This window comes from Altererythrobacter sp. C41, assembly GCF_016803135.1.
GTDB lineage: Bacteria > Pseudomonadota > Alphaproteobacteria > Sphingomonadales > Sphingomonadaceae > Pelagerythrobacter.
This window is the reverse complement of sequence record NZ_JAEVFE010000003.1, coordinates 327,748-349,453: the sequence shown is the minus strand read 5'-3', so window position 1 is coordinate 349,453 and position 21,706 is coordinate 327,748. Positions and strand designations below refer to the sequence as shown.

The following is a 21,706-nucleotide window of genomic DNA, read 5'->3' as shown; positions in this document are numbered from 1 at the left end:
TCGTCGATTCTTGGAGGCAACTTGCCTCGGCCCGGACACAGACAACGATACCCTCTTATTATGAGATTGCTTCGCAATAGCTATCTCACTAGAGGCCTTTGCGATCGATTCGCAAATAAAGGGAGGTCGTGTGTTCGGGCATGTTGCGCGCCGTCTAAAGCTGGTTTTCTTGGCGGGCAGCTTCCTGTCCGCTCCATTGCTGGCGCAAGATGTTCCAAACGAGCAGATAGGAGAGGCCGAACAGGGAGCCGACGCTGGCGGCGTGATCATCGTCACCGGCCGCGCGCAAAAGCTCTATCGCGTCGACGAGACCACCTCGGGCAAGATGGCAACGCCGCCCCTGGAATCGAGCCTGGTCATCACGACCATCTCAGAGCAGTTGATCGAGGATCAGGGCGCCAGGGATGCGCAGGATCTCTATCGCAACATCTCGGGCGTCAGCTTCTTCAGCTATGCCGGCGTGACCGCGCGCGGCTTTCGGCAGGAGGAGATATTCTACGACGGGTTGCGCGGCGATCCCTATGCGGGCTTTTCCGTGCCGCACCTTTTCAACATCGAACGGGTCGAGTTCCTCAAGGGTCCGGCCGGAATGCTCTACGGGCCCGGCGCGCCGGGTGGTCTGTTCAACTATATCACGAAGAAGGCCCAGGCTGACGCCTTGACCGGCGAGATCAAGGCGATCGCTGGAACGGAGGACCGTTGGGGCGGGTCGGCCGAACTCAACGCGCCGCTCGGCAGAGGCTTCGCTGCACGCGGAGGGCTCTTCTACGAAGACCGCGGCACGTTTCGCTACAACGCCGCTTCGCGCACCCTTGTCGCCGATGGCGGCGTGTCGTTCGATCCCGGCCCCGTCCGGCTCGATATCCAGGCCACACGCTACGATCAGGAACTCGATGCCAATCGGCTGCGCGGCGTACCCGTCGATGACAACGGCGAGTTCCTGGCCAGTCGCCGCTGGAACCACAACGAACCGACCGATTTCCTCAACCTGAAATCCGACGTTCTCCAGGCTCGGTTGGAAGCCGAGCCGCTGGCGGGCCTCACGCTCGACGGCACGGTCCGTTACAACAAAGCGGTCGAGGTCCAGAATTACCACGAACCGCGCGGGCTGTTCGATTCCGACGGGGACGGTGTGATCGATGCCACGATCCGCGAATTCCGCGACCAGCGGCGCGAGCAGGAGACCTGGTCTTTCGGCGCGAATGCAGTCTGGGCCGCCGAGCTTGCGCCGTCAATCCGCAACCGCGTACTGGCCGGCTTCGACCACTTCATCTCCGACCAGCACTTCCAGGGCCGCTCGCTGCGCGGCGGCGAGCGGCCGACCGCGGGTCTTCCTGGGCCGCTGAGCCTGTTCGATCCCGAATACGGCATGTCCGACCCTGCCACTTACAATCAGGGGCCGTTCACCGTCACCCTGACCGATGCCGAGCGGACCGGCTTCTATCTTCTCGACGAGCTTACGATCGGCCGGCTGATCCTGGTTGGCGGGGTCCGGCGCGACAGTTTCTCCGACAACGCCGACGGCATCGTGTTCGAGGACGAGGAGACCACTTACCGCGCAGGCGCGGTCTACCGCCTGACCGACGAGATCTCCGCCTTCGGCCAGTACGCGACCAGCTTCGAGCCGCAGGGCGCCAGCTCGCAGAATCCGCTCGCCGGCGGTCCGTTCGCGCCAACCTCAGGCGACATCGTCGAAGGCGGGATCAAGACGGCTTTGGCGGGAGGACGCATTCAGTCATCGCTGTCGGTCTATCGCATCCGGCGGACGAACATTCTGCAGGCCGACCCGCGCGGCGATATAGGCGGCGACGGGGTCGACGATCTGATCGCGCTCGGCGAGATCACCAGCAAGGGCATCGATGTCGACGTTGCAGCGGATGTCACGCCAAATTGGGTCGTCACGCTCGCCTACGCCTATAACGACACACGGATCACCGGGGACAATGGGGGCGGCGGGTTCTCCAACAACGTCGGCGACCGCTTCGCCAATGCGCCAGAGCACCAACTCGGCTTCTGGACGCGCTATCAGTTTCCTGCGCTCGGGCTCGCCGCGGCGCTCGGAGGCGACTACGTCTCCGATCGGCTCAGCATCGATGGGCAACCGGTCAACGCCTACATGACCTTCGATGCGTCGCTCATCTACGAGACCGGGCCGATCCGGGCGATGCTGCGCGTCGATAACCTGTTCGACAGGACCTACGCTGCGTCGGGATTCATCTCGCGCACCGGCCATTTTCCGGGCGAGCCGCGGTCGGTCTTCCTCGAAGTCGGCTACCGCTTCTGATGGATATGGTGCGCGGGATGGACGGCGGGAGCCCGGTCCGCGCGAAGCCCGCGCCGAAGGCCGCGCGCGCCTGGTGGGCCGTTCACCAGTGGGTCGGCCTAAAACTGAGCCTGTTCATGACCTTCGTGCTCTTCACGGGCACATTGGCGGTGATGAGCCACGAGATAGATTGGTTGCTGCAGCCGAGTTTGCGCGTTACCCTATCGAGCGTCGAGGGGCCCGTCGCCTGGGCGAGCATCGCGCGAAATGCCGCCGCCTATCCCGGCGTGGCGAAAGCGAGCGCAATCGATGCGCCGACGACGTCCGCCTTCGCGGCCAAAGTGACGATCGAGCGCGCCGATGGCTCGCTTGGGTTCCTCCATGCGCATCCGACCACGGGCGTGATCCAGGGAGAAGGCCCATGGGTCGGCGCGCAGCGCGTGCTGCGCAACATGCACCGGCACCTTAATCTGCCGGTGAGGTACGGCGTGCCGATCGTCTCGTCGCTCGCATTCCTCCTGCTGATAAGCCTCGTCACCTCGTTCGTGGTCTACAAGAAGTGGTGGCGCGGCTTTGCCAAGCCGCTGCGGCGCCGAGATGCGCGGACCTGGTGGGGCGACTTCCACCGGCTTGCGGGGGTTTGGTCGCTGTGGTTTGTCGCGCTGATCTCACTCACCAGCGTATGGTATTTCGCCGAGAGCCTGGGCCTCGATGCGCCGGCCGCGCCGCGCGTGGCGCGCGAGACTCTACCTGCGGTGCCGGCCGGCATCGGCGGTCTTTCCGCGTCGTTCGAGGCGGCAAGCGCCGCCTATCCCGACCTGCAAGTGCAACGCGTGATCCTGCCGAGCGACGATAATCCGCTACTCCAGCTGCACGGCGATTACGAGGCGGTCCTTGTCCGACCGCGCGCCAATGCCGTCTGGGTCGACACCCGCACCGCCGAAGTCCTGTTGACCACCGACGGGCGCGACATGAACCTGCACCAGCGGATCGGCGAGATGGCCGACCCGCTGCATTTCGGCACTTTCGGCGGCTACTGGACGAAAGTGCCGTGGTTCCTGTTCGGACTGGCGATGACAGGGCTCTCCCTCTCCGGTGCGGCCATCTATTCGCTGCGGATCGCGCGCGAGCGGGAGCGGGCGATCCGCATCGGGCGCAGCTTTTCCGGTCTATGGCAGGGGATGGGGCGCTGGCGCTGGGTCTGCGCGGCCCTGATCGCCACCGCCCTCCTGCTCCTTCCGTCCTTGGCGACTCAGGCGAGCTGAATGGCTTTGGGCTTCCCCTGCTCGTCGACGGCCACCAGTGTGAAGCGCGCGGTCGCGGCATGTCGCCGTGCGCCGCTCAATAGAGCCTCGGACCATAGTTCGACCGTGACGTCGACCGAACTGCGACCGGTCTTCGTCACCTCCGCCACCAGTTCGACCATGTCGCCTTCACCGATCGGTGCGCTGAAGTCGATCCGCTCGGAGGACGCCATGACCAGCACCGCCCGTGCGCGCCGGGTCGCGGCGATGAAAGCGGCCTTCCCCATCATCCGCAGCGCATCGCCGCCATACAGCGTGCCGTAGTGATTGGTCTGGCCCGGAAAGACCATCTCGGCGAGCCGCAGCACGCCCTCCGCCTTCGAAGTCGGGTCAAGGACCAATGGCGGCAGCGGCAGCAGCGTGTCAGGGCCCTTCCGCGCCACCAGTGTGAAGCACCCGCGCGTACACAGGCGCCGCTCCCCTGACACCGGCACTTCCGCGACCAGTTCCACCTCCACCTCGAGCGAGCTCGTGCCGACCCGCACCACCCGCCCGGTGACCTCTACCATTTCGCCTGCGAACGCGGGCGCGGCGAAGTCGATCTTCTCGGACGAGGCAGTGACGAAAGGCGCACGGCCGTGCCGCGACGCCGCCAGGAACGCGACTTTGTCCATGTGCGCGAGGGCGATGCCGCCGAACAAGGTGCCATGGTGATTGGCGTCACCCGGGAAGACCATGTCAATGAGCTGGACCGCCTGTCCTACCCTCGCGCTTGGATCTTGAATCTTTGTCATGCGTGAACCCCGATGAGGACGGGGGACCAGCCGGGCACGCACGCCGGACGCTGCGGGAAGCCTAGCCGCGCGCCATGCAAGCGACCAGACCGGGCACCCCGCCGGTGGACGTTATCGAGTCGGAGGCAGGTCTCCTGGCTCGCGGGTCACCGCAGGCAGTCCGGCCTTCCCGGCGGATGTCCGCCAGTGACACGTCTCGACTGTCTGCTTGCCGCTTACAGTTGCGGGGGCAGCGCCGGCATCGCACCGGCTTCCCGTCTTAGCTCCGGGCCGGCGGGCCGGCGCGGAGAACCTCGACCTGCGCTTCTTCGGAGCTCTTCAGTGGCGGGTCAATAGATATATAAAGAAATCCTTATATCCGTTCCCCAACCCACCCGCCCGTCTTCACCCATGCCCGGCACGTCCGCGTGAAGGTCGCTCTGAATGCACGAGGGCGGAGCGCGGCGAATTGCGGCTTCGGGTGCCGGATACCCGTCACCGCGAACTTGCGAAAGCCGACCACCACGGTCATCGCCCTTGGCGGAGCGTCGTCAACGGCAGCGAAAACGGCGCCCGCCGCGCTTCTCCATACCCATTGCACCCTGGATTCTGCGCCGGTGACCATAGTATGAGGCGCCGGTTTCCCTATTGCCGGTCGTTCATTTGAGGAGCCGGGATGAACATTTTCCTGTTCGATGCATTTTGCGTGCTGCTGATCGTGGCCGGGCTCCTCATCGCGTTCAAGAAGCCTTCGCCGCGACCGACGGATCGATCCCGCGACAACGCAGACGATGATCCGCGAATCTACGCGAGGCGTATCGCCGGCGTGATGCTGATGGCGTTCGGTCTGGCGTTAGCGGTGATATTCACCACCTTTCACTACGCCTGAAGCTGCCCGCGTTCCTGGCGGCGCAGAGCGAAATGGTGCGGAATTCAACTAGTCCCTTGGTTTGCCAACTCTCTTACAGGGCGCCGCAAGGTTTCGCGCTGATCCTCGCGGAGGACCGGTTCCCGATCGACCTGGAGGACGAGGCGGAACTGTCCCGCTTCGTCCGAAACGGCATCCTCCCGCTGCTGGACGGTTCGGCAGCCGCTATTCTCGCGCCGAAAAGCGACGGCGGCGGTACCTGACGCCGCCGCTATGGCGCTGACGTATCGGGTTCGCCGATTCCGAGATCGCGCCGCTCAGCGGCCGCTCAGACCATGTCCTCCGGCCGCACGAGGCGGTCGAAATCCTCGGCGGTGACGTGGCCACTCCGCAGTGCGGCTTCGCGGAGGGTCAGGCCTTCCCGGTGTGCCGTCTTGGCGATCGCAGCCGCCTTGTCGTATCCGATCGCGGGCGCGAGCGCGGTGACCAGCATCAGCGAGTTCTCCACCCCGCGGGCGATGTTCTCCCGCCGCGGCTCCAGGCCCTCCAGCAGATGCTCCCTGAAACTCTCCGCCGCATCGGCGAGCAGGCGCACCGAGCGCAGGAAGTTCCACGCCATCATCGGGCGGTATGTGTTGAGCTCGAACTGCCCCTGGCTGCCGGCGAACGTCAGCGCGGCGTGATTGCCGAACACCTCGATGCAGACCTGCGTCATCGCCTCGCACTGGGTCGGGTTGACCTTGCCCGGCATGATCGAGCTGCCCGGCTCGTTCTCCGGCAAGGCCAGTTCGCCCAGCCCTGAGCGGGGCCCGGAGCCGAGTAGACGAATGTCGCTCGCGATCTTGTAGAGGCTCGCCGCCAGCGTGTTGAGCGCCCCGTGCGCGAAGAGCAGCGCGTCCTGCGCGGCGAGCGCTTCGAACTTGTTCGGCGCGCTGGTGAACGGCAGGCCGGTGATCGCGGCGATCCGGTCGGCGACTTTGTCCGCAAAACCCTCCGGCGCGTTGAGCCCCGTGCCGACCGCCGTGCCGCCCTGCGCCAGCTCGTAAAGACCGGGCAACGTCGCCTCGATCCGCGCGATCCCGTTCGCGACTTGCGCCGCGTAGCCGGAGAATTCCTGCCCCAGCGTCAGCGGCGTAGCGTCCTGCGTATGCGTGCGGCCGATCTTGACGATATCGGCCCAATCCTTCGCCTTGGCGCTGAGATCGGCCTGCATGGCCCTCAGCGCGGGCAGGAGCGTTCGCACGACCTCGCCCGCCGCCGCGATATGGATCGCGCTGGGGAAGGTGTCGTTGGACGACTGGCTCTTGTTGACGTGATCGTTCGGGTGGACCGGCGCCTTCGAGCCGACCGTGCCCCCGAGCATCTGGATCGCGCGGTTGGCGATCACTTCGTTGGCGTTCATGTTCGACTGCGTGCCCGATCCTGTCTGCCACACGACCAGCGGAAACTGGTCGTCGAGCCGGCCGTCGATCACTTCCTGCGCTGCCGCGACGATCGCATCGGCGAGCTTCGGTTCGAGAATGCCGAGATCGCGGTTCGCCTCCGCCGCGGCCCGCTTGACGGTGCCCAGCGCGCGGATCAGCGGGAGCGGCAGGCGTTCGCCACCGATGCGGAAATTCTGCAACGAGCGCTGGGTCTGCGCGCCCCAGAGGGCATCGGCCGGCACCTCGACCGGACCCATGGTGTCGGTTTCGGTCCGCGTCTCGCTCATCCCCGCCCTCGATAGCTGGCGACGCCCTGATCGGGGACCCAGAGTTCTTCCGGCGGCGCGCCGCTCTGCCAGAAAACGTCGATCGGAATGCCGCCGCGCGGATACCAGTAGCCGCCGATGCGCAGCCAGCGCGGCTTCATCTCGGCGGCGAGCCGCTGCCCGATGCCGACCGTCACATCCTCGTGGAACCCGCAGTGGTTGCGGAAACTGCCGAGGAACAGCTTGAGGCTCTTCGATTCGACGATCGTGTCACCCGGTGCATAGTCGATCACCAGATGCGCGAAGTCCGGCTGGCCCGTCACCGGACACAGCGAGGTAAATTCGGGCGCCGCGAAACGCACCAGGTACAGCGCGCCCGTGCGCGGGTTGGGGACATAGTCGAGCCGCGCCTCTTCGGGCGAGGCGGGCAGGCTGCTCGCCTGGCCGAGATGCGTGGTCTGCGGTGTGTCGCTCATAAGCCGCATGTGGTCTCATCGCGTCACGTGCACAAGCCCGCGGGTTTGCCGTTTGCGATTCACAGCCTATTCAGCGCGACCCGGGATTCGGGAACACCTTCGGGATTTATGGACATTCGCACTTCAGTTTCGGCCGCCGTTCTGGCCCTGGCGCTCGCCACACCGTCGCTCGCGCAGCAGACGGGCTCGGCGCGCGACTTCCGGTTGCCGCCCGATCCGGACGCGACGCCGACGCCCGAGGTCCAGGGCCCGGTCGATCCGGAAGCCGAGGTGCGGACGACCCCGCGGGTGATCCCGACCGATACGCCCACGACGAGCACACCGACACCCACCCCGACGCCGACGCTGACCCTGCCCGCCTCGCGCCCGACGCCGGCCCGGCCCGCGCCGGCCGATACGCCGCGGCAGCAGCCGCAACCGGTCCCGGAGACCGCGCCGACCGCCACCCCGTCGCCAACGCCGAGTCCGGCGGACGAGCCGGCACCGCAACCGACCGAATTCGCGCCCTCGATTCCGCCCGCAGCCTCCGTGCCCGCTGCAACCACCGCCCAGCCGCCGGAAAGCGGCAGTTCGATCATGATCTGGCTCGCCGCGTTGATCGCGGCGCTCGGCATCGCCGGCGGGGCGTTCTGGTATCTCCGGCGCAGGGAAGCGCTGGCGCCCGTGCCGGTCGTCGAGCCGCCGCTCGTGCGCCGCGAGACCCCGCCGGACAGACCGGCACCGACGCCGGCCCCCGCCGCCCGCCCCGCGCCTCCTCCGCCGCCGCTGCCCGGAAAGACGCTGGCCGCTCCGGTCACGCTCCATGCCCTGCCCGTCCGCCTGAGCAAGAGCATGATGAATGCGACCTTCGCGTTCCGGCTCGTGCTCGAGAACCAGGGCGCGGAACGATGGGAGGGCGTTGCGGTCGAGGCCGATCTCGTCACCGCGCACGGGGCCGTGCCGATCGGCGAGCAGGTCGCCGATCCCGCCACCGCGCTCGCGCCGCTGAGCACGCTCGATGCGCTCGAGCCGGGGGATACCCGGGAGCTCGCCCACGAGGTGCGACTGCCGCTGGGCCAAGTCCGCGCGATCCCGCAGGGCCGCGCCGCGGTCTACGTCCCGCTGCTGCGCGTTCGCCTGACGGCCAAGGGCAGGCAGCCGATCGCGCGCACCTTCCTGATCGGCCAGCTTCCCGACCGCCAGGGCGGCCGCCTGCGCCCCTTCCGGCTCGACGAAATGCCGCAAAGCTACAACGCGATCGGGCTGCGTCCGCTCGACTGACCCCCTCGACGCAGCGCACCGCCGCCGCTACCCCCTGCGGCATGGACATGCTCGTCTCGACCGCCTGGCTGGCGGACAATCTCGGCACCGTCACCGTGCTCGACGCGACCAAGCACTTGCCGAGCGCCGGGCGCGATGCGGCGGCCGAATTCGCCGAGGGTCATATTCCCGGCGCGCAGTTTCTCGACCTCGCAACGCTGAACGACGACGCCTCGCCGATCGTGGCAGCCCTGCCGACGGCGGAGCAGTTCGCCCTGCGCCTCGCCGCGCTGGGGGTGAGGCCCGGCAGCCGCGTCGTGCTCTACGACGACAGCGCGCCGCGCACTGCCGCCCGCGCATGGTTCATCTTCCGCATGTTCGGATGGCGGGACGTCGCTCTGCTCGACGGCCGGCTCGGCAAATGGAGCGCCGAGGGCCGCCCGCTCGAAGCCGGCAAGAGCCGCCCGGTCCCGGTCGCGCCCGGCACCTACACCGCAGACCTGCGCCGCGCGCGGAACAAGGCCGCGGTGCTCGCCAACATCGATACCGCGGCCGAGCAGGTGGTCGACGCGCGCGACGCCGGCCGGTTCACCGGCGAAACCGTGGACACCGTCCACAACCTGCCGGGCGGCCATATCCCCGGCGCACGCAATCTCGATTTCCGCATGGTGCTGAACGAAGACGGCAGCTTCAAGCGTAAGGACGAACTGCGCGCCGCCTTCGCGGACGCGGGCATCGACCTCGCACGGCCCGTCGTCACGAGCTGCGGCAGCGGAGTGACCGCATCCGTCTTGCTGTTCGCCATGGCCCTGCTCGGCAAGGAGGAGGACACGGCGCTCTACGACGGAAGCTGGAGCGAATGGGGCGCCGATCCGACCGCGCCCAGGGAAATGGGGCCCGCCCGGTGAGCGGTGCGGACGAGAGCCACGGCGCCAACACCCGCCTCGTCGGCGCGGGCCGGCGCGAGGAATGGACCGGCCCCGTCGTCAACCCGCCGGTCTGGCGCGCGAGCACGCACCTCTACCCCGACACCGCCGCACTCAGGGAAGGCGGCAAGCACAACGCGGACGGCCGGTTCTTCTACGGCCGCCGCGGCGCGCCGACGCAGTGGGCGCTGGCCGATGCGCTGACCGGGCTGGAACCCGGCGCTGCGGGCACCGTGCTCTACCCGAGCGGCGTGGCGGCGATCGCCGGCGCGCTGATGGCCGTACTGCGGCCCGGCGACGTGCTGCTGGTGACCGACAACGCCTACGAGCCGAGCCGGATCATGGCGAACGGCCTGCTCAAGCGCTTCGGCGTCGAGAGCCGCTTCTTCGACCCGCTCGACGTCGAGGGCTTTGCCAGCCGGTTCTGCGACCGCACCCGCGCGGTCCTGCTGGAAAGCCCGGGCAGCCTGACGATGGAGGTGTGCGACGTGCCAGCCCTCGCCGCCATCGCGCGCGAGAAAGGCGCGGTCAGCCTGATCGACAACACCTGGGCCTCGGCGCTCGGCTTCCCCGCCCTCGAACGCGGCTGCGACATCGCGATCATGAGCCTGACCAAGCACGTCGGCGGCCATTCCGACCTGATGATGGGCGCCGCAAGCGCAGGCGACCGCTGGTACGGTCCCCTGCGCCAGACCGCCCAGGCGCTCGGCCACGTGGTTTCCCCCGACGATGCCTCGCTCGCCCTGCGCGGCCTGCGCACGATGGGCGTGCGGCTGGAGAAATCCGCCGAGAGCGCGCTCGCGATCGCCCGCTGGCTGGCTGGGCGCGAAGAGGTCGCTCAAGTCCTCTGCCCGATGCTCCCCGGCGCTCCCGGCCACGACCTTTGGCGACGCGACTTCACCGGGGGTTGCGGGTTGTTCAGCTTCGTCCTGAAAGGCCGCGACGCAGCCGCGGCCGCGCGCTTCGTCGACGCGCTTACCCTGTTCGGCATCGGCTTCAGCTGGGGCGGCTACGAAAGCCTCGCACTGCCGATCGACCCTGCGGCGATCCGCAGCGCCACCCCCTGGCCGCCCGCGGACCGGAACCCCGCCGACCGCTGGGGCGTCCGCCTCTCGATCGGGCTCGAGGACGCTGGCGATCTCATCCGCGATCTCGAACGCGGTTTCGCTGCGATGGAGCAAGCATGAGCGCTCCCGCCGCAACCCGTGCGCCTGCCGTCTCGCCGACAACCGTTCCGGTCGAGGAGGAAGCCGTCGTCGGCGCCGAATCGCTGAAGGATGCCGTCGCCGAGCACAGCATGACGATCGGTGAGGGCATCGAATGGCTCGACGCTATGGGCTTCACCGTCGGCGACACCCGCTTCTCGCTGTGGAGCGCGCTGGTCGTCCTGCTGGTGATCCTGGGCGTCTACGTGCTGGCGCGGATCGGCGTGTGGATTGCGCGCAGCCTGATCCATCGCGTGTCGCGCCTCGATGCCACCCAGCACCTGCTGGCCGAGAAGGTCGTGTCGATCGTGATCTGGGCGCTGGCGATCCTGATCGGCATCGACATCCTCGGGATCGACCTGACAGCGCTGGCGGTGTTCTCGGGCGCGTTCGGCCTCGCCATCGGCTTCGGTCTGCAGAAGACGTTCGGCAACCTGATCGCGGGCATCATCCTGCTGACCGACCGCTCGATCAAGCCGGGCGACGTGATCGCGGTCAGCGACATGGCCGGCAACGAGAGCTTCGGCCAGATCCGCAAGATCGGCATCCGGGCGATCTCGATCATCACCCGCGACCGCAAGGAATACCTGATTCCCAACGAGAACCTGATGGTGAACCAGGTGGAGAACTGGTCCTACAGCTCGCGCGACGTGCGGGTGAAGGCGCCGGTCGGCGTCGCATATGGCAGCGATCTCGACCTGGTCGAGAAGCTCTTGCTGGAGGCGGCGGTCGGCACCCCGCGCGTGCTCGAAAATCCGGCGCCCGCGGTGCGCCTGATGGGGTTCGGCGACAACGCGATAAACTTCGAAATCAGGTTCTGGATCAGCGACCCCGAGGAAGGGGTCAACAACGTCCGTTCGGCAGTGTTCAAGAGCGTATGGCGCGCCTTCCAGGAACACGGGGTCGCCATGCCCTTCCCGCAGCGCGACATCAACCTGAAGAGCAGCGAACAGCTCGACCAGCTTATCGCCGCGCTTTCGCAGCGGGGCAGGAGCGAAAGCTAGGCTTGCGGCGCGCCTATCCGCGCTTTCAAAACCAATCCTAGCGGTACTGACATCCATTCTCGTTGGCGCCTGCGCGGCCCTGCGCGCATCTTGGCCGGATGAAAAATGTCGGAACCGTCTATCTGGTCGGCGCAGGGCCGGGCGATCCTGACCTGCTGACGCTGCGCGCAGCCCGGCTGCTCGAGCGCGCAGAGCTTGTCGTGCACGACGGGCTGATCGATCCCGCCGTGCTGACACTCGCCCCCGCGAGTGCCGAGCTTATCTCGGTCGCCAAGCGCCGCGCACGCCACACGCTGCCGCAGGAAGACATCTGCGCCCTGCTCGTGCGCGAGGCGCTCGCCGGGCGCGATGTCGTGCGGCTGAAGGGCGGCGATCCGTTCATCTTCGGCCGTGGCGGCGAAGAGGTTGAGGCCTGCCGGGCGGCCGGCGTACCCGTCGAAGTCGTGCCGGGCATCAGCGCCGCCAACGGCGCGGCCGCCGCGGCGCAGATCGCCCTCACCCACCGCGACGCGGCCAGCGTGGTCAGCTTCGTCGCCGGCCAGTGCAAGGGGCTGTCCGATCAGGATTGGGCCGGCCTCGCCGGCAAGGGCCGCACGCTGGTGATCTACATGGGCGTGAAGACCGCGCCGCAAATCGCCGAGAAGCTCATGGCCGACGGCCTCGCGCCCGGCATGCCGCTGGCGGTGATCGAAAACGCCTGCCGCGCGGACATGCGCGTGCTCCGCGGCCCCCTCGCAGGCCTGCCCGAACTCGTCGAGCGCGAACGGGTCAGGAGCCCGGCGCTCATCGTCATCGGCGAAGTCACCGCGCGCGAGGACGCGGCGCTCGCCCAATTCGCGCTGGAGGCGCAGGCATGAAGATTCTTACCGGCAACGACCTCAAGACCGGGAGCGTGGTTTGGTGGGACGGCGAGGGCTGGTCGCTCCACGTCGAGGACGCGGTGGACGCCGGCGACCGGGCCGAGGCGATCATGGCGCGCGAGGAAGCCGAGTGCCGCGTCAACGGCCCCTACGCGATCGACGGCGAGAAGACCGCCGAAGGCGTGCGCCCCGCGCACATCAAGGACCGCATCCGCGCGCTCGGCCCGACCGTGCGTCCCGACCTGACTCTCAAACCGGCCGACCCCAACGCGGGCAACTGGGTGATCTGATGTACAAGTACGACCAATACGACCAGGCGATGGTCGATGCGCGCGTGGAGGATTTCCGCGACCAGACGCGCCGCCGCCTGGAAGGCAAGATGACCGACGACCAGTTCAAGCCGCTGCGGCTGAAGAACGGTCTCTACCTCCAGCTCCATGCCTACATGCTGCGCGTCGCCATCCCCTACGGCACGCTCAACAGCAGGCAGTTGCGCAAGCTGGCACATATCGCGCGGACCTACGACCGGGGCTACGGGCACTTCACCACCCGGCAGAATCTCCAGTACCACTGGATCAAGCTGGAGCAGGCGCCCGACATTCTCGCCGAGCTGGCCGAGGTCGAGATGCACTGCATCCAGACCAGCGGCGAGAGCATCCGCAACATCTCCGCCGATCACTACGCCGGTGCCGCGGCCGACGAGATCATGGACCCTCGCCCGTGGGCCGAAACGCTGCGGCAGATGACCACGTTCATGCCGGAATTCAGCTACCTGCCGCGCAAGTTCAAGATCGCGGTGATCGCGGCGAAGGAAGACCGCGCGGCGATGCGCTGGCACGACTTCGGCCTGCGCATCGTCAAGAACGACGCGGGCGAGATCGGCTTCGAAGTCTATCCCGGCGGCGGCATGGGCCGCACGCCGTTCATCGCCTACAAGAGCAGCGACTTTGTGCCGCAGCACCAGATCTTCAGCTATCTGCAGGCGGTGCTGCGCGTGTGGAACCGCAACGCGCGGCGCGACAACATCCACAAGCAGCGGATGAAGATCCTCGTCCACGAACTGGGCGAGGAAGAGTTCACCCGTCAGGTGGAAGAGGAATTCCAGCACATCCTGACGCTGGGCACCGACTTTCCCCAGGCGGAATACGAGCGCATCGCGGCCTATTTCACGCCGCCGCCGTTCGAGACCGGCCTGCCCGACGAGATCGACCGGTCGGACCCCGATTTCGCGGTCTGGGTCGATCAGCAGGTCGCGCCGCACAAGGCGCCGGGCTACGCGATCGCCAACATCAGCCTCAAGCCGATCCAGGGCATCGGCGGCGACATGACCGCCGAGCAGATGGAGGTCGTCGCCGATCTGGCCGAGCGTTACAGCTTCGACGAGCTGCGTGTGGCGCACACGCAGAACCTCGTCCTGCCGCATGTCCGCAAGGCCGATCTCTACGCGATCTGGCAGGCGCTGCGCGAAGCGGGTCTGGCCGATGCCAACCTCGATCTGGTGACCGACATCATCGCCTGCCCGGGGCTCGATTACTGCACGCTGGCCAATGCGCGCTCGATCCCGGTCGCGCAGAAGATCGCCGAGCGCTTCGCCGATCTCGACCGGCAGAAGGATCTCGGCGAGCTCAAGATCAAGATCAGCGGCTGCATCAACGCCTGCGGGCACCACCACGCGGGCCACATCGGCATTCTCGGCGTCGATCGGAAAGGTACGGAGAACTACCAGCTCCTGCTCGGCGGTTCGGGCGACGAGGAGACGAGCCAGGCCAAGATCACCGGCCCCGGCTTCGACGAGGCGGGGATCGTCGATGCGGTCGAACGCGCGGTAGAGCGCTACCGCGAAATTCGCGAGCCGGGCGAGCGGTTCCTCGACACTTACCGCCGCGTCGGAATGGATGGATTCAAGGAGGCGATTTATGGCTGACGATCCGAGCGCGGGCGGCCCCGGCGGCGGACCGGGCACGCTGGAGCCCACCCCGGGCGGCGAGCGCGACTGGCTGCGCTTCCGCGACGATCCGGCCCCGGACGAGCCGGCGGTGACGCTCGACACGTTCCTCGATCAATCGAACGCGGTGTCGGTGCTGATCGAGGCGGGCGACGACGTGCGCCGCCTCGCGCCGGTGCTCGACCGGGTGCGGCTGGTGGAGATCGACTTCCCCAAGTTCCGCGACGGCCGCGGCTTTTCCAGCGCGCGCATCCTGCGCGAGATGGGCTACAAGGGGGAGATCAAGGCGATCGGCGATGTGCTGGTCGATCTGATCTATTTCATGCGCCGCTGCGGGTTCGACAGCTTCGCGCCCAATGTGCCGCTCGACCGGGCCGATGTGGAAAGCGTGCTCAATCGCTATCCGCATGTCTATCAGCACGCGGCGGCCGACGACGTGCCGATCTGGCAGCTTCGCCATGGCTGAAGCCGATCCGATCCGCATCAAGGACCGGATCGATACCGGCCCGCGCTTCACGGACGCCGACGCGATCCGGCTCAACCGCATGTTCCGCGGCGCGGACACGGTCGAGATGCTGCGCACGGTGATCGCGGACGGGTTGGTCGGCGAGCTTGCCACTGTGTCGAGCTTTGGCGCGGAAAGCGCTGTTCTGCTTCATCTCATATCGCAGATCGACCCCGCACTGCCGGTGCTGTTCCTCGAGACCGGCAAGCACTTCCCCGAAACGCTCGCCTACCGCGACACGCTCGTCGAGCGGCTCGGGCTGACCGGGCTGGTCAACCTCGAGCCCGACCCCAAACTCCTTGCCAGACGCGACGAGACGGGTCTGCGCTGGTCCTACGACCCCGACGGCTGCTGTGAGATCCGCAAGGTCCTCCCCCTCGCCGCCGCCCTGAGCGGCTACGACGCGACCCTGACCGGCCGCAAAGCTTTCCAATCGGCCACACGTGCGAATTTACCGAGGTTTGAAGTCGACTCCTCCGACTCCCAGGGACGCCTCAAGATCAATCCGCTGATCGACTGGACCGCGGACGATCTCGCCAACTACATGGCCGAGCACGACCTGCCCCGGCACCCACTGGTCGAGCAGGGCTATCCCTCGATCGGCTGCAGCCCCTGCACGCACAAGGTCGCCCCGGGCGAAGACCCGCGTTCCGGCCGCTGGAAAGGCTGGGACAAGACCGAGTGCGGCATCCACACTCCCCTCACCGACGAGGGCGAGCTGCCCCCGGGCTTCGATCCGGCGTTCTGATCCGAGCCTCCGCGAAAGGGGGCCGCCACCGGCACTTCGCCGATCACCGAGCCCCCGCCAAGGCGGGGACTCGTGGAGCTACAACCAGCCCTGCTCGCGGTACCAGTCGGCCGTCGCCTTCAGTCCCTCGCGCGTGGGGATGCGCGGCGTCCACAGGCTCTCCGGCACCTTGCGCGCGGGATCGGCGACCCAGTCGGGATGGCACATGTAGCTCACCCGATCGGGTGTGAGACGGGCCCGGTTGCGCCGCACGGCGCAGTCGACGCGCGAGACCCATTCGAGCGTGCCGCGCGAGAGATGCGGGACCCACGGCCGCCGTCCGACCGTCCAGCCGATCGTGCGCGCGAGCTCGCGATGCGGCCAGCCGCCTTCGCGCCCATCGTCGGGTTCGAACACCGCACCGGTCACGCCTTCGCCGCCGGGGATCAGAGCCAGCAACAGCTCCGCGAGATCGTCGACATGGATCATCGACGCGTTCCCGGGCGGAGGCATCGGCACGATGCCGCGGCGCGCGGCGCGGAACAGCTCGAATATATCGCGGTCGCGCGGGCCATAGACGCCCGGCGGGCGCACGATCGTCCAGTTGAGCCCGCTGGCTTGGACGATCTTCTCCGCGCGCGCTTTGGAGGCGCCGTAGGCCGAAAGCTCGGGCCGCCGCGCCGCGAGCGAGGAAACGAACACGAACCGCGGCACGCCCGCCGCCTTGGCGACTTCGATCAGCGCCAGCGTCCCGGCCACATTGGCGATCTCGAACGCGGCCGGCTCCAGCGTACTGGTGAGCCCGGCGATATGGACCACCGCCTCCGCTCCTTCCACGAGCCGGGCAAGCGCGGCCCGGTCGGCCAGGCTGCCGCCGATCCATTCGACGCCCTTGCGCCGATCCTTCGGCACGGCACGCGCCAGCGCTCGCGCCGAGAGCCCGTGCCGCTCGATCGCATCCAGCGTCGCCTGCCCGACAAACCCGGTGCCTCCGGTCAGCGCGAGCGTCACAGCAGCACCATATGGTCGCGGTGGACCACGGCCGCGCGCGGGGCGTAACCCAGGAGCGCCGCGTGTTCGCCGCTACGCCGGCCCTTGAGCGCCGTGCATTCGGCGGCGCCGTATTCGACGAGACCATGCGCGATCGCGCGGCCTTGCGGATCGCGGACCGCCACGGCGTCGCCGCGCTCGAACGTGCCCTCCACGCCGGTCACGCCCGCCGCGAGCAGGCTGCCGCCCTGCGCGAGCGCGGTGGCGCAGCCTGCATCCACGGTGAGCGCCCCCTTAAGGCTGAGCCGGCCGCCCAGCCAGGCCTTGCGCCCGCGGTCGCGGCGCGGCGGCAGGAACAGCGTCCCGGTCCCGCCATCCAGCGCGCGCGCGATCGGCGCGGGATGCGTGCCATTGAGGATCGCCAGCGCGATACCCGCACGTCCGGCGATCTCCGCGGCCTGCAGCTTCGACACCATGCCGCCCGAACCGAGGCCGGAGGACGAGCCGCCGTCGGCCATGGCCCGCACGGTATCGTCCACGCCCTCGACCACCGGCACCAGCCGGGCCCCGGCCTCGCGCGGGTTGCGATCATAGAGGCCGTCCACGTCCGACAGCAGCAGCACGGCATCCGCCCGGGCCGCCTGCGCCACACGGGCCGCGAGCCGGTCGTTGTCGCCGAAGCGAATCTCCTGCGTGGCAACGCTATCGTTCTCGTTGACCACCGGCACCGCGCCGCTTTCGAGCAGGCGTGCAAGGGTGGAGGAAGCGTTGAGATAGCGCCGGCGATCCTCGAGATCGTCGAGCGTGAGCAGCAGTTGCGCCGCGGTCAGCCCCTGCGCGCCAAGCTTGTCCGACCACAGCGAAGCGAGTGCGATCTGGCCGACCGAAGCAGCGGCCTGCGCATCGGCGAGACTGCCGCGCCCGCCCTTCTCCAGCCCCAGCCGCGCGGCGCCGAGCGCAATCGCGCCGGAACTGACCACGACCACGTCCTGCCCCCCGCGCCGCAGGGCCGCGATCTCGCCGGCGATCGAGTCGAGCCACGCGCGGCGCGGCTGGCCCTCGCCGTCCACCAGCAGCGAGGAGCCGATCTTGAGCACGATCCGCGGGCAGGCCGCGGCATCCGTAAGGTGGGGGAGGTCGGCGATGGACATGGGTGGCGCTTAGCCGAGCCATCTGCCCCCGTCATCCCCGCGAACGCTGGGTTCCAGCGCACGTCCGCTGCGCTTGATCGAAAGCCGGCCGCGCCAGCCGGAGTGGGTGGCCGAGTTTGCCGGAATGTCAGTCCAGCGGCGACCAGTCGCCCTCTTCCTCCGCCACGTCCTCCACTTCGCCGCCTTTGGTTTCGGTGGCCGTGCGGTCGGGGAGATAGCCGAGGATCGCATCGAGCAGTGCTTCGACACCCTCGCCCGTCGCGCCGGACACGCCGAACACCTCGTCGGCGCCCGCGGCGCACAGTTCCTCGGTAAATCCGGCAACGAGTTCCGGATCGGCAAGGTCGACCTTGTTGAGCGCGATGAGCTGCGGCTTCTCCGCCAGTCCTTCTCCGTAGGAAGCGAGTTCGGCCTGAACGACGCGCATCGCCTCCGCCGGATCGTTCCCGGCGATGTCGATCAGGTGGATGAGCACGCGGCAGCGCTCGATATGGCCGAGGAAGCGGTCGCCGATGCCCGCGCCCTCCGCCGCACCCGCGATCAGGCCGGGGATGTCGGCGAGCACGAACTCGCGCCCCTTGTGCCGCACCACGCCGAGCTTGGGGATCAGCGTCGTGAAGGCATAGTCGCCGACTTTGGCGCGCGCGTTGGTCACCTGGTTGATGAAAGTGCTCTTGCCCGCATTGGGCAGACCGAGCAGCCCGACGTCAGCGAGCAGCTTCAATCGCAGCCAGACCCACATCTCCTGCCCCGGCTCGCCCGGCTGATGCTGACGCGGGGCACGGTTGGTGCTGGTCTTGTAGCTGGCGTTGCCGCGCCCGCCCATGCCACCTTCGAGGAAGACGACACGCTGGCCGACTTCGGTGAAATCGGCGAGCACGTCTTCCTTGTCTTCCGAGAGCACCTGCGTGCCCACGGGCACTTCGATCACGAGATCGGGGGCGGAGGCGCCGGTGCGGTCCTTGCCCATGCCGTGCGCGCCGCGCTGCGCCTTGAAGTGCTGGGTGTAGCGGAAGTCGATCAGCGTATTGAGGCCGGCTACCGCCTCGAACACGATGTCGCCGCCGCGGCCGCCATTGCCGCCGTCCGGCCCACCGTACTCGATATACTTCTCGCGCCGGAAGCTGACCGCCCCCGGCCCGCCCGCGCCGGACTTCAGGAATATCTTGGCTTGATCGAGAAAGTGCATTTTGTTTGGCCTCAAGCGCCGGCGGCCGCATCCGCGGCCTTGGCTACCGCGCCATTCGGCGCGACGGCCGGTCGGCCTTTGGCTACCGCGACCAAGCGTCAACAATGGATCGTTCGCGCTAGTCCGGTCCCGTAGGGACCGCAAGGGCGACCGCCCGCCCGCAGCGCCTAAGGCGCGAGGACATCGCGCGCGCGGATGCGCGTGCGGAAACAAAAAACCAGGTTTTGACCAAATCAAAACCTGGTGGAGCCGAGCGGGATCGAACCGCTGACCTCGTCATTGCGAACGACGCGCTCTCCCAACTGAGCTACGGCCCCGTTCCAGGTCTGTCGCGAAGCGGTAGGTCCGCTTGGCGAGGGCGCCCCTTAGCGAATGCGCAGCGCGCTGCAAAGGGCAAAATCGCAGCGCTTCACTCCCCGCCGGTTCCGCTTTCGTCCACCGCTTCCGGGACGGGCTCGGGCGTCAGGACGATGGTGGGCTGCTGCGCGGGCTGCGCCGTTACCGGAGCGCCCGCCTCGTTATCTTCGATCGCCGGCTGGAGCGTCAGCCCGAAGCCCGGCTGCGCCGCGCTTTCGCCCTGAACGACCGGCTGGGAGACCATGCGGACCGGCTGCTGCTGCTCGGTGGCAGGAAGCGTGATCGCCTGGCCCGGCGCCGGCGCCGTATCCATCGGCGGCAGGACCAGCATTCCATCCGCAGCCGGCGGGGCCGCAACGCTCGCGCCCGGATCGGACGAGGCGATCGCCTGCACCGTCTCGCCGGTGCCCGGAAGCGCGTCCGGCGCCGCGACGGCCGCGCCGCTTACGTCGGCGAGCGTGCTGGCAGGCGGCGTCGCACTGGTCGAGAGTTCGACCGACGAGGTCACCTGATCGGCACTCGCAAGCGCGCCCGATGCAGCTATCGCCGTACCATCCGCGGGTGTGAGGGTGCTGGCCGGAGCTACCGCCACGCTGGGCGAAGGGTCGAACGACGCGATCGCCTGCACGCCCTGATCGTCGTCCGGAAGCACGTCTGCCATGGCGAGCGCAGTGGCGGTCGCGCCCGTGAGCCCGCCGGCCGGCTGCGGCGGCCCGTACTCGGCATCCCACGAAAGCACCGCCGTCCGGTAGCGCTCGAAAGCCCGGAAGAAGCTTTCGAATACGGCCTCGATCACCGGCAGGCTGCGCAGCGCGAAGTTGTCGAGATCGTCCGATTCCACCAGCAACGAGTCGCGGGCCACCTTTTGCGAGGCGTCGCAGAAGTCGTCCAGCGCGGGCGGCAGCGCGAAGTAGTTGTAGACCTGCGTCATGTAGCGGTCGTAGGCCTCGCGCCCCTCGGAACCGTAGTTCTCGCGGTATTCCTTCAGCAGCGCGTCGTTGGTCTTGTCGAGCTTGCGCTCGTGCCGCTCGAGCAGGGACTTGTAGGCGGGCAGGATGTCCGCGTGCTCGGTGTCGAGGCAATTGAGCGCAGCCACGTTCAGCGCGGACCGCACGTTCCAGGTCGTCTGCGCGGTGGAGATCCCGTAGTTGACCGTGCGCCGAATGCCATCGGGCCCGACCGGCGGAATGAACATCGAGGTGGTCGCGTTGTCCGGCGGCGTGGGGCGCGGCGGAATGACCTTGACCGGCGGCGGTGGCGGCGGAGGGGGCGGGGGCGGAGGGGGCGGTGTCGCGCAGCCTGCCAGCATTGCCATGCCCCCGGCAATCGCCAGAAGCTGAATCCGACCTTTGGTCAGTGCGAACATTACCACGTACCCTCCATTGCCCGCGCCACGATCCCCCATCGCGGATTGCGCTAGCCTTAAGCACTGACCCTAAACGCTGGCAGATGCAAAGAAAATGCCCGAGGCGCATGGAGCGCCCCGGGCACGATGAAACGAGTCCTGTGTGCGATTATTCGCGATTGCCCATGAAGGCCAACAGGAACTGGAACATGTTGATGAAATCCAGATAGAGGCTCAGCGCCCCGAGCACGATCGCCTTGCCGGCGAAATCGGTGCCCCGCAGGTGAAAGTACTGCTCCTTCAGCCGCTGCGTGTCGTAGGCGGTCAGACCCGCGAAGATCAGCACGCCGATGAAGCTGATCGCGTACATCAGCCCCGGCGACTGGAGGAACATGTTGATCACCATCGCGACCAGCAGTCCGATGACGCCCATGATCAGGAAGCTGCCGAAGCCGCTGAGGTCCTTCTTCGTGGTGTAGCCGAACAGGCTCAGGCCTGCGAAAGCGGCCGCCGTGGCGAAGAACGTCGCCGCGATCGAGGCGCCGGTGTAGACGAGGAAGATCGTCGACAGCGACAGCCCCATCAGCGTCGCGAAGCCCCAGAACATCGCCTGGAGGGTGGTCTTGCTGAAGCGGTTGGCGCCGAAGCTCATCGCGAACACGATGGCGAGCGGCGACAGGATCACCAGCCACATGAGCGGGCTGCCGACCATCTGCGCAGCAAGACCCGACCGCGCCGTCAGCGCGGCGACGATGCCGGTGAGCAGCACGCCAGAGGTCATGTAATTGTAGATCGACAGCATATGCTGCCGCAGGCCCGCGTCGAAGGTCTCGCCGGTGGCGACCTGGCCGCGATAGCCGGGCGATGCACCGAATCCCGTCTGAGACCGGCGGGGTTCGTTCCAATCAGCCATTGTCTTTCAACTCTCCTCTGCCGGCAGCGGAATAGC

General features: G+C 67.9%; 21 protein-coding genes, 1 tRNA gene and 1 riboswitch. Of the genes, 13 read left to right on the top strand and 9 right to left on the bottom strand.

The window, feature by feature from the left end:
- Positions 1–169: 169 nt before the first annotated feature.
- Together JNO53_RS08630 and JNO53_RS08625 are read left to right on the top strand one after the other, a co-directional pair.
- The gene (locus tag JNO53_RS08630; RefSeq protein ID WP_203109683.1) at positions 170–2,284 is read left to right on the top strand and encodes a TonB-dependent siderophore receptor; all 2,115 of its coding nucleotides are present in this window, start codon (positions 170–172) and stop codon (positions 2,282–2,284) included.
- Positions 2,284–3,528 carry a PepSY-associated TM helix domain-containing protein gene (locus JNO53_RS08625; protein ID WP_203109681.1) on the top strand — a complete coding sequence of 415 codons (1,245 nt, stop codon included), beginning with the start codon at positions 2,284–2,286 and terminating at the stop codon, positions 3,526–3,528. Before JNO53_RS08630 ends, JNO53_RS08625 begins: the two co-directional genes overlap by 1 nt.
- Here JNO53_RS08625 and JNO53_RS08620 read toward each other — a convergent pair.
- Entirely contained in the window at positions 3,516–4,301 is a 786-nt protein-coding gene (locus JNO53_RS08620; RefSeq protein ID WP_203109679.1) for an acyl-CoA thioesterase, read from the bottom strand. The genes JNO53_RS08625 and JNO53_RS08620 overlap by 13 nt on opposite strands.
- Positions 4,302–4,408: 107 nt before the next feature.
- A riboswitch (cobalamin riboswitch) is annotated at positions 4,409–4,612 on the bottom strand.
- A 344-nt stretch (positions 4,613–4,956) separates the two neighbouring features.
- Here JNO53_RS08620 and JNO53_RS08615 point away from each other — a divergent pair.
- Both JNO53_RS08615 and JNO53_RS08610 read left to right on the top strand, forming a co-directional pair.
- The gene (locus JNO53_RS08615; RefSeq protein WP_203109677.1) at positions 4,957–5,169 is read left to right on the top strand and encodes a hypothetical protein; all 213 of its coding nucleotides are present in this window, start codon (positions 4,957–4,959) and stop codon (positions 5,167–5,169) included.
- 56 nt (positions 5,170–5,225) lie between these two features.
- Positions 5,226–5,411, top strand: a complete 186-nt coding sequence (locus JNO53_RS08610) for a hypothetical protein (RefSeq protein ID WP_203109675.1) — start codon at positions 5,226–5,228, stop codon at positions 5,409–5,411.
- A gap of 65 nt (positions 5,412–5,476) precedes the next feature.
- On the opposite strand, the gene fumC is transcribed toward JNO53_RS08610, so the two are convergent.
- Together fumC and queF are read right to left on the bottom strand one after the other, a co-directional pair.
- Positions 5,477–6,859: a class II fumarate hydratase gene (gene fumC / locus JNO53_RS08605; RefSeq protein WP_203109672.1), complete on the bottom strand. Its 1,383-nt coding sequence runs from the start codon at positions 6,857–6,859 to the stop codon at positions 5,477–5,479.
- Positions 6,856–7,314: a preQ(1) synthase gene (gene queF, locus JNO53_RS08600; protein ID WP_203109670.1), complete on the bottom strand. Its 459-nt coding sequence runs from the start codon at positions 7,312–7,314 to the stop codon at positions 6,856–6,858. Before queF ends, fumC begins: the two co-directional genes overlap by 4 nt.
- Positions 7,315–7,422: 108 nt before the next feature.
- On the opposite strand from queF, the gene JNO53_RS08595 reads away from it, so the two are divergent.
- The 9 genes from JNO53_RS08595 to JNO53_RS08555 all read left to right on the top strand — a co-directional run bounded on the left by JNO53_RS08595 (position 7,423) and on the right by JNO53_RS08555 (position 15,746).
- Entirely contained in the window at positions 7,423–8,574 is a 1,152-nt protein-coding gene (locus JNO53_RS08595) for a hypothetical protein (protein ID WP_203109668.1), read from the top strand.
- Between the two features lie 41 nt (positions 8,575–8,615).
- Positions 8,616–9,461 (top strand): sulfurtransferase, encoded by an 846-nt coding sequence (locus JNO53_RS08590; protein ID WP_203109666.1) that lies wholly within the window; start codon positions 8,616–8,618, stop codon positions 9,459–9,461.
- A complete protein-coding gene (gene metC / locus JNO53_RS08585) occupies positions 9,413–10,666 on the top strand; it encodes a cystathionine beta-lyase (RefSeq protein ID WP_203109664.1) in 1,254 nt (417 codons plus the stop codon). The genes JNO53_RS08590 and metC overlap by 49 nt, the downstream gene beginning before the upstream one ends.
- On the top strand, positions 10,663–11,688 hold the full coding sequence (locus JNO53_RS08580) for a mechanosensitive ion channel family protein (RefSeq protein ID WP_203109662.1): 1,026 nt from the start codon (positions 10,663–10,665) through the stop codon (positions 11,686–11,688). The genes metC and JNO53_RS08580 overlap by 4 nt, the downstream gene beginning before the upstream one ends.
- 98 nt (positions 11,689–11,786) lie before the next feature.
- Positions 11,787–12,545 carry a uroporphyrinogen-III C-methyltransferase gene (gene cobA / locus JNO53_RS08575; protein ID WP_203109657.1) on the top strand — a complete coding sequence of 253 codons (759 nt, stop codon included), beginning with the start codon at positions 11,787–11,789 and terminating at the stop codon, positions 12,543–12,545.
- Positions 12,542–12,838: a DUF2849 domain-containing protein gene (locus JNO53_RS08570; RefSeq protein ID WP_203109655.1), complete on the top strand. Its 297-nt coding sequence runs from the start codon at positions 12,542–12,544 to the stop codon at positions 12,836–12,838. Before cobA ends, JNO53_RS08570 begins: the two co-directional genes overlap by 4 nt.
- Positions 12,838–14,472: a nitrite/sulfite reductase gene (locus JNO53_RS08565; RefSeq protein WP_203109653.1), complete on the top strand. Its 1,635-nt coding sequence runs from the start codon at positions 12,838–12,840 to the stop codon at positions 14,470–14,472. The genes JNO53_RS08570 and JNO53_RS08565 overlap by 1 nt, the downstream gene beginning before the upstream one ends.
- Positions 14,465–14,959 (top strand): DUF934 domain-containing protein, encoded by a 495-nt coding sequence (locus JNO53_RS08560; RefSeq protein ID WP_203109651.1) that lies wholly within the window; start codon positions 14,465–14,467, stop codon positions 14,957–14,959. The genes JNO53_RS08565 and JNO53_RS08560 overlap by 8 nt, the downstream gene beginning before the upstream one ends.
- Entirely contained in the window at positions 14,952–15,746 is a 795-nt protein-coding gene (locus tag JNO53_RS08555) for a phosphoadenylyl-sulfate reductase (RefSeq protein WP_203109649.1), read from the top strand. Before JNO53_RS08560 ends, JNO53_RS08555 begins: the two co-directional genes overlap by 8 nt.
- Before the next feature lie 78 nt (positions 15,747–15,824).
- On the opposite strand, the gene JNO53_RS08550 is transcribed toward JNO53_RS08555, so the two are convergent.
- The 6 genes from JNO53_RS08550 to JNO53_RS08525 all read right to left on the bottom strand — a co-directional run bounded on the left by JNO53_RS08550 (position 15,825) and on the right by JNO53_RS08525 (position 21,670).
- Positions 15,825–16,736 carry an NAD-dependent epimerase/dehydratase family protein gene (locus tag JNO53_RS08550; RefSeq protein WP_203109647.1) on the bottom strand — a complete coding sequence of 304 codons (912 nt, stop codon included), beginning with the start codon at positions 16,734–16,736 and terminating at the stop codon, positions 15,825–15,827.
- Positions 16,733–17,866: a glutamate 5-kinase gene (proB, locus tag JNO53_RS08545; RefSeq protein ID WP_203109644.1), complete on the bottom strand. Its 1,134-nt coding sequence runs from the start codon at positions 17,864–17,866 to the stop codon at positions 16,733–16,735. The genes JNO53_RS08550 and proB overlap by 4 nt, the downstream gene beginning before the upstream one ends.
- A 127-nt stretch (positions 17,867–17,993) precedes the next feature.
- Positions 17,994–19,055: an Obg family GTPase CgtA gene (gene cgtA / locus JNO53_RS08540; protein WP_203109642.1), complete on the bottom strand. Its 1,062-nt coding sequence runs from the start codon at positions 19,053–19,055 to the stop codon at positions 17,994–17,996.
- A 241-nt stretch (positions 19,056–19,296) separates the two neighbouring features.
- Positions 19,297–19,372, bottom strand: a tRNA-Ala gene (locus tag JNO53_RS08535).
- 92 nt (positions 19,373–19,464) lie between these two features.
- Positions 19,465–20,778, bottom strand: a complete 1,314-nt coding sequence (locus JNO53_RS08530; RefSeq protein WP_203109640.1) for a hypothetical protein — start codon at positions 20,776–20,778, stop codon at positions 19,465–19,467.
- 148 nt (positions 20,779–20,926) lie between these two features.
- Entirely contained in the window at positions 20,927–21,670 is a 744-nt protein-coding gene (locus tag JNO53_RS08525; protein ID WP_203109638.1) for a Bax inhibitor-1/YccA family protein, read from the bottom strand.
- Between the last annotated feature and the right edge of the window lie 36 nt (positions 21,671–21,706).

Bases quoted from the DNA above. Each gene is read 5' to 3' on its own strand.
- cobA (WP_203109657.1), top strand. From the start codon at position 11,787: ATGAAAAATGTCGGAACCGTCTATCTGGTCGGCGCAGGGCCGGGCGAT.
- JNO53_RS08565 (WP_203109653.1), top strand. From the start codon at position 12,838: ATGTACAAGTACGACCAATACGACCAGGCGATGGTCGATGCGCGCGTG.
- JNO53_RS08555 (WP_203109649.1), top strand. From the start codon at position 14,952: ATGGCTGAAGCCGATCCGATCCGCATCAAGGACCGGATCGATACCGGC.
- JNO53_RS08560 (WP_203109651.1), top strand. From the start codon at position 14,465: ATGGCTGACGATCCGAGCGCGGGCGGCCCCGGCGGCGGACCGGGCACG.
- JNO53_RS08530 (WP_203109640.1), bottom strand. From the start codon at position 20,778: ATGTTCGCACTGACCAAAGGTCGGATTCAGCTTCTGGCGATTGCCGGG.
- JNO53_RS08615 (WP_203109677.1), top strand. From the start codon at position 4,957: ATGAACATTTTCCTGTTCGATGCATTTTGCGTGCTGCTGATCGTGGCC.
- JNO53_RS08590 (WP_203109666.1), top strand. From the start codon at position 8,616: ATGGACATGCTCGTCTCGACCGCCTGGCTGGCGGACAATCTCGGCACC.
- JNO53_RS08620 (WP_203109679.1), bottom strand. From the start codon at position 4,301: ATGACAAAGATTCAAGATCCAAGCGCGAGGGTAGGACAGGCGGTCCAG.
- JNO53_RS08525 (WP_203109638.1), bottom strand. From the start codon at position 21,670: ATGGCTGATTGGAACGAACCCCGCCGGTCTCAGACGGGATTCGGTGCA.
- JNO53_RS08580 (WP_203109662.1), top strand. From the start codon at position 10,663: ATGAGCGCTCCCGCCGCAACCCGTGCGCCTGCCGTCTCGCCGACAACC.
- JNO53_RS08570 (WP_203109655.1), top strand. From the start codon at position 12,542: ATGAAGATTCTTACCGGCAACGACCTCAAGACCGGGAGCGTGGTTTGG.
- proB (WP_203109644.1), bottom strand. From the start codon at position 17,866: ATGTCCATCGCCGACCTCCCCCACCTTACGGATGCCGCGGCCTGCCCG.
- JNO53_RS08595 (WP_203109668.1), top strand. From the start codon at position 7,423: ATGGACATTCGCACTTCAGTTTCGGCCGCCGTTCTGGCCCTGGCGCTC.
- JNO53_RS08625 (WP_203109681.1), top strand. From the start codon at position 2,284: ATGGATATGGTGCGCGGGATGGACGGCGGGAGCCCGGTCCGCGCGAAG.
- metC (WP_203109664.1), top strand. From the start codon at position 9,413: ATGGGGCGCCGATCCGACCGCGCCCAGGGAAATGGGGCCCGCCCGGTG.
- cgtA (WP_203109642.1), bottom strand. From the start codon at position 19,055: ATGCACTTTCTCGATCAAGCCAAGATATTCCTGAAGTCCGGCGCGGGC.
- fumC (WP_203109672.1), bottom strand. From the start codon at position 6,859: ATGAGCGAGACGCGGACCGAAACCGACACCATGGGTCCGGTCGAGGTG.
- queF (WP_203109670.1), bottom strand. From the start codon at position 7,314: ATGAGCGACACACCGCAGACCACGCATCTCGGCCAGGCGAGCAGCCTG.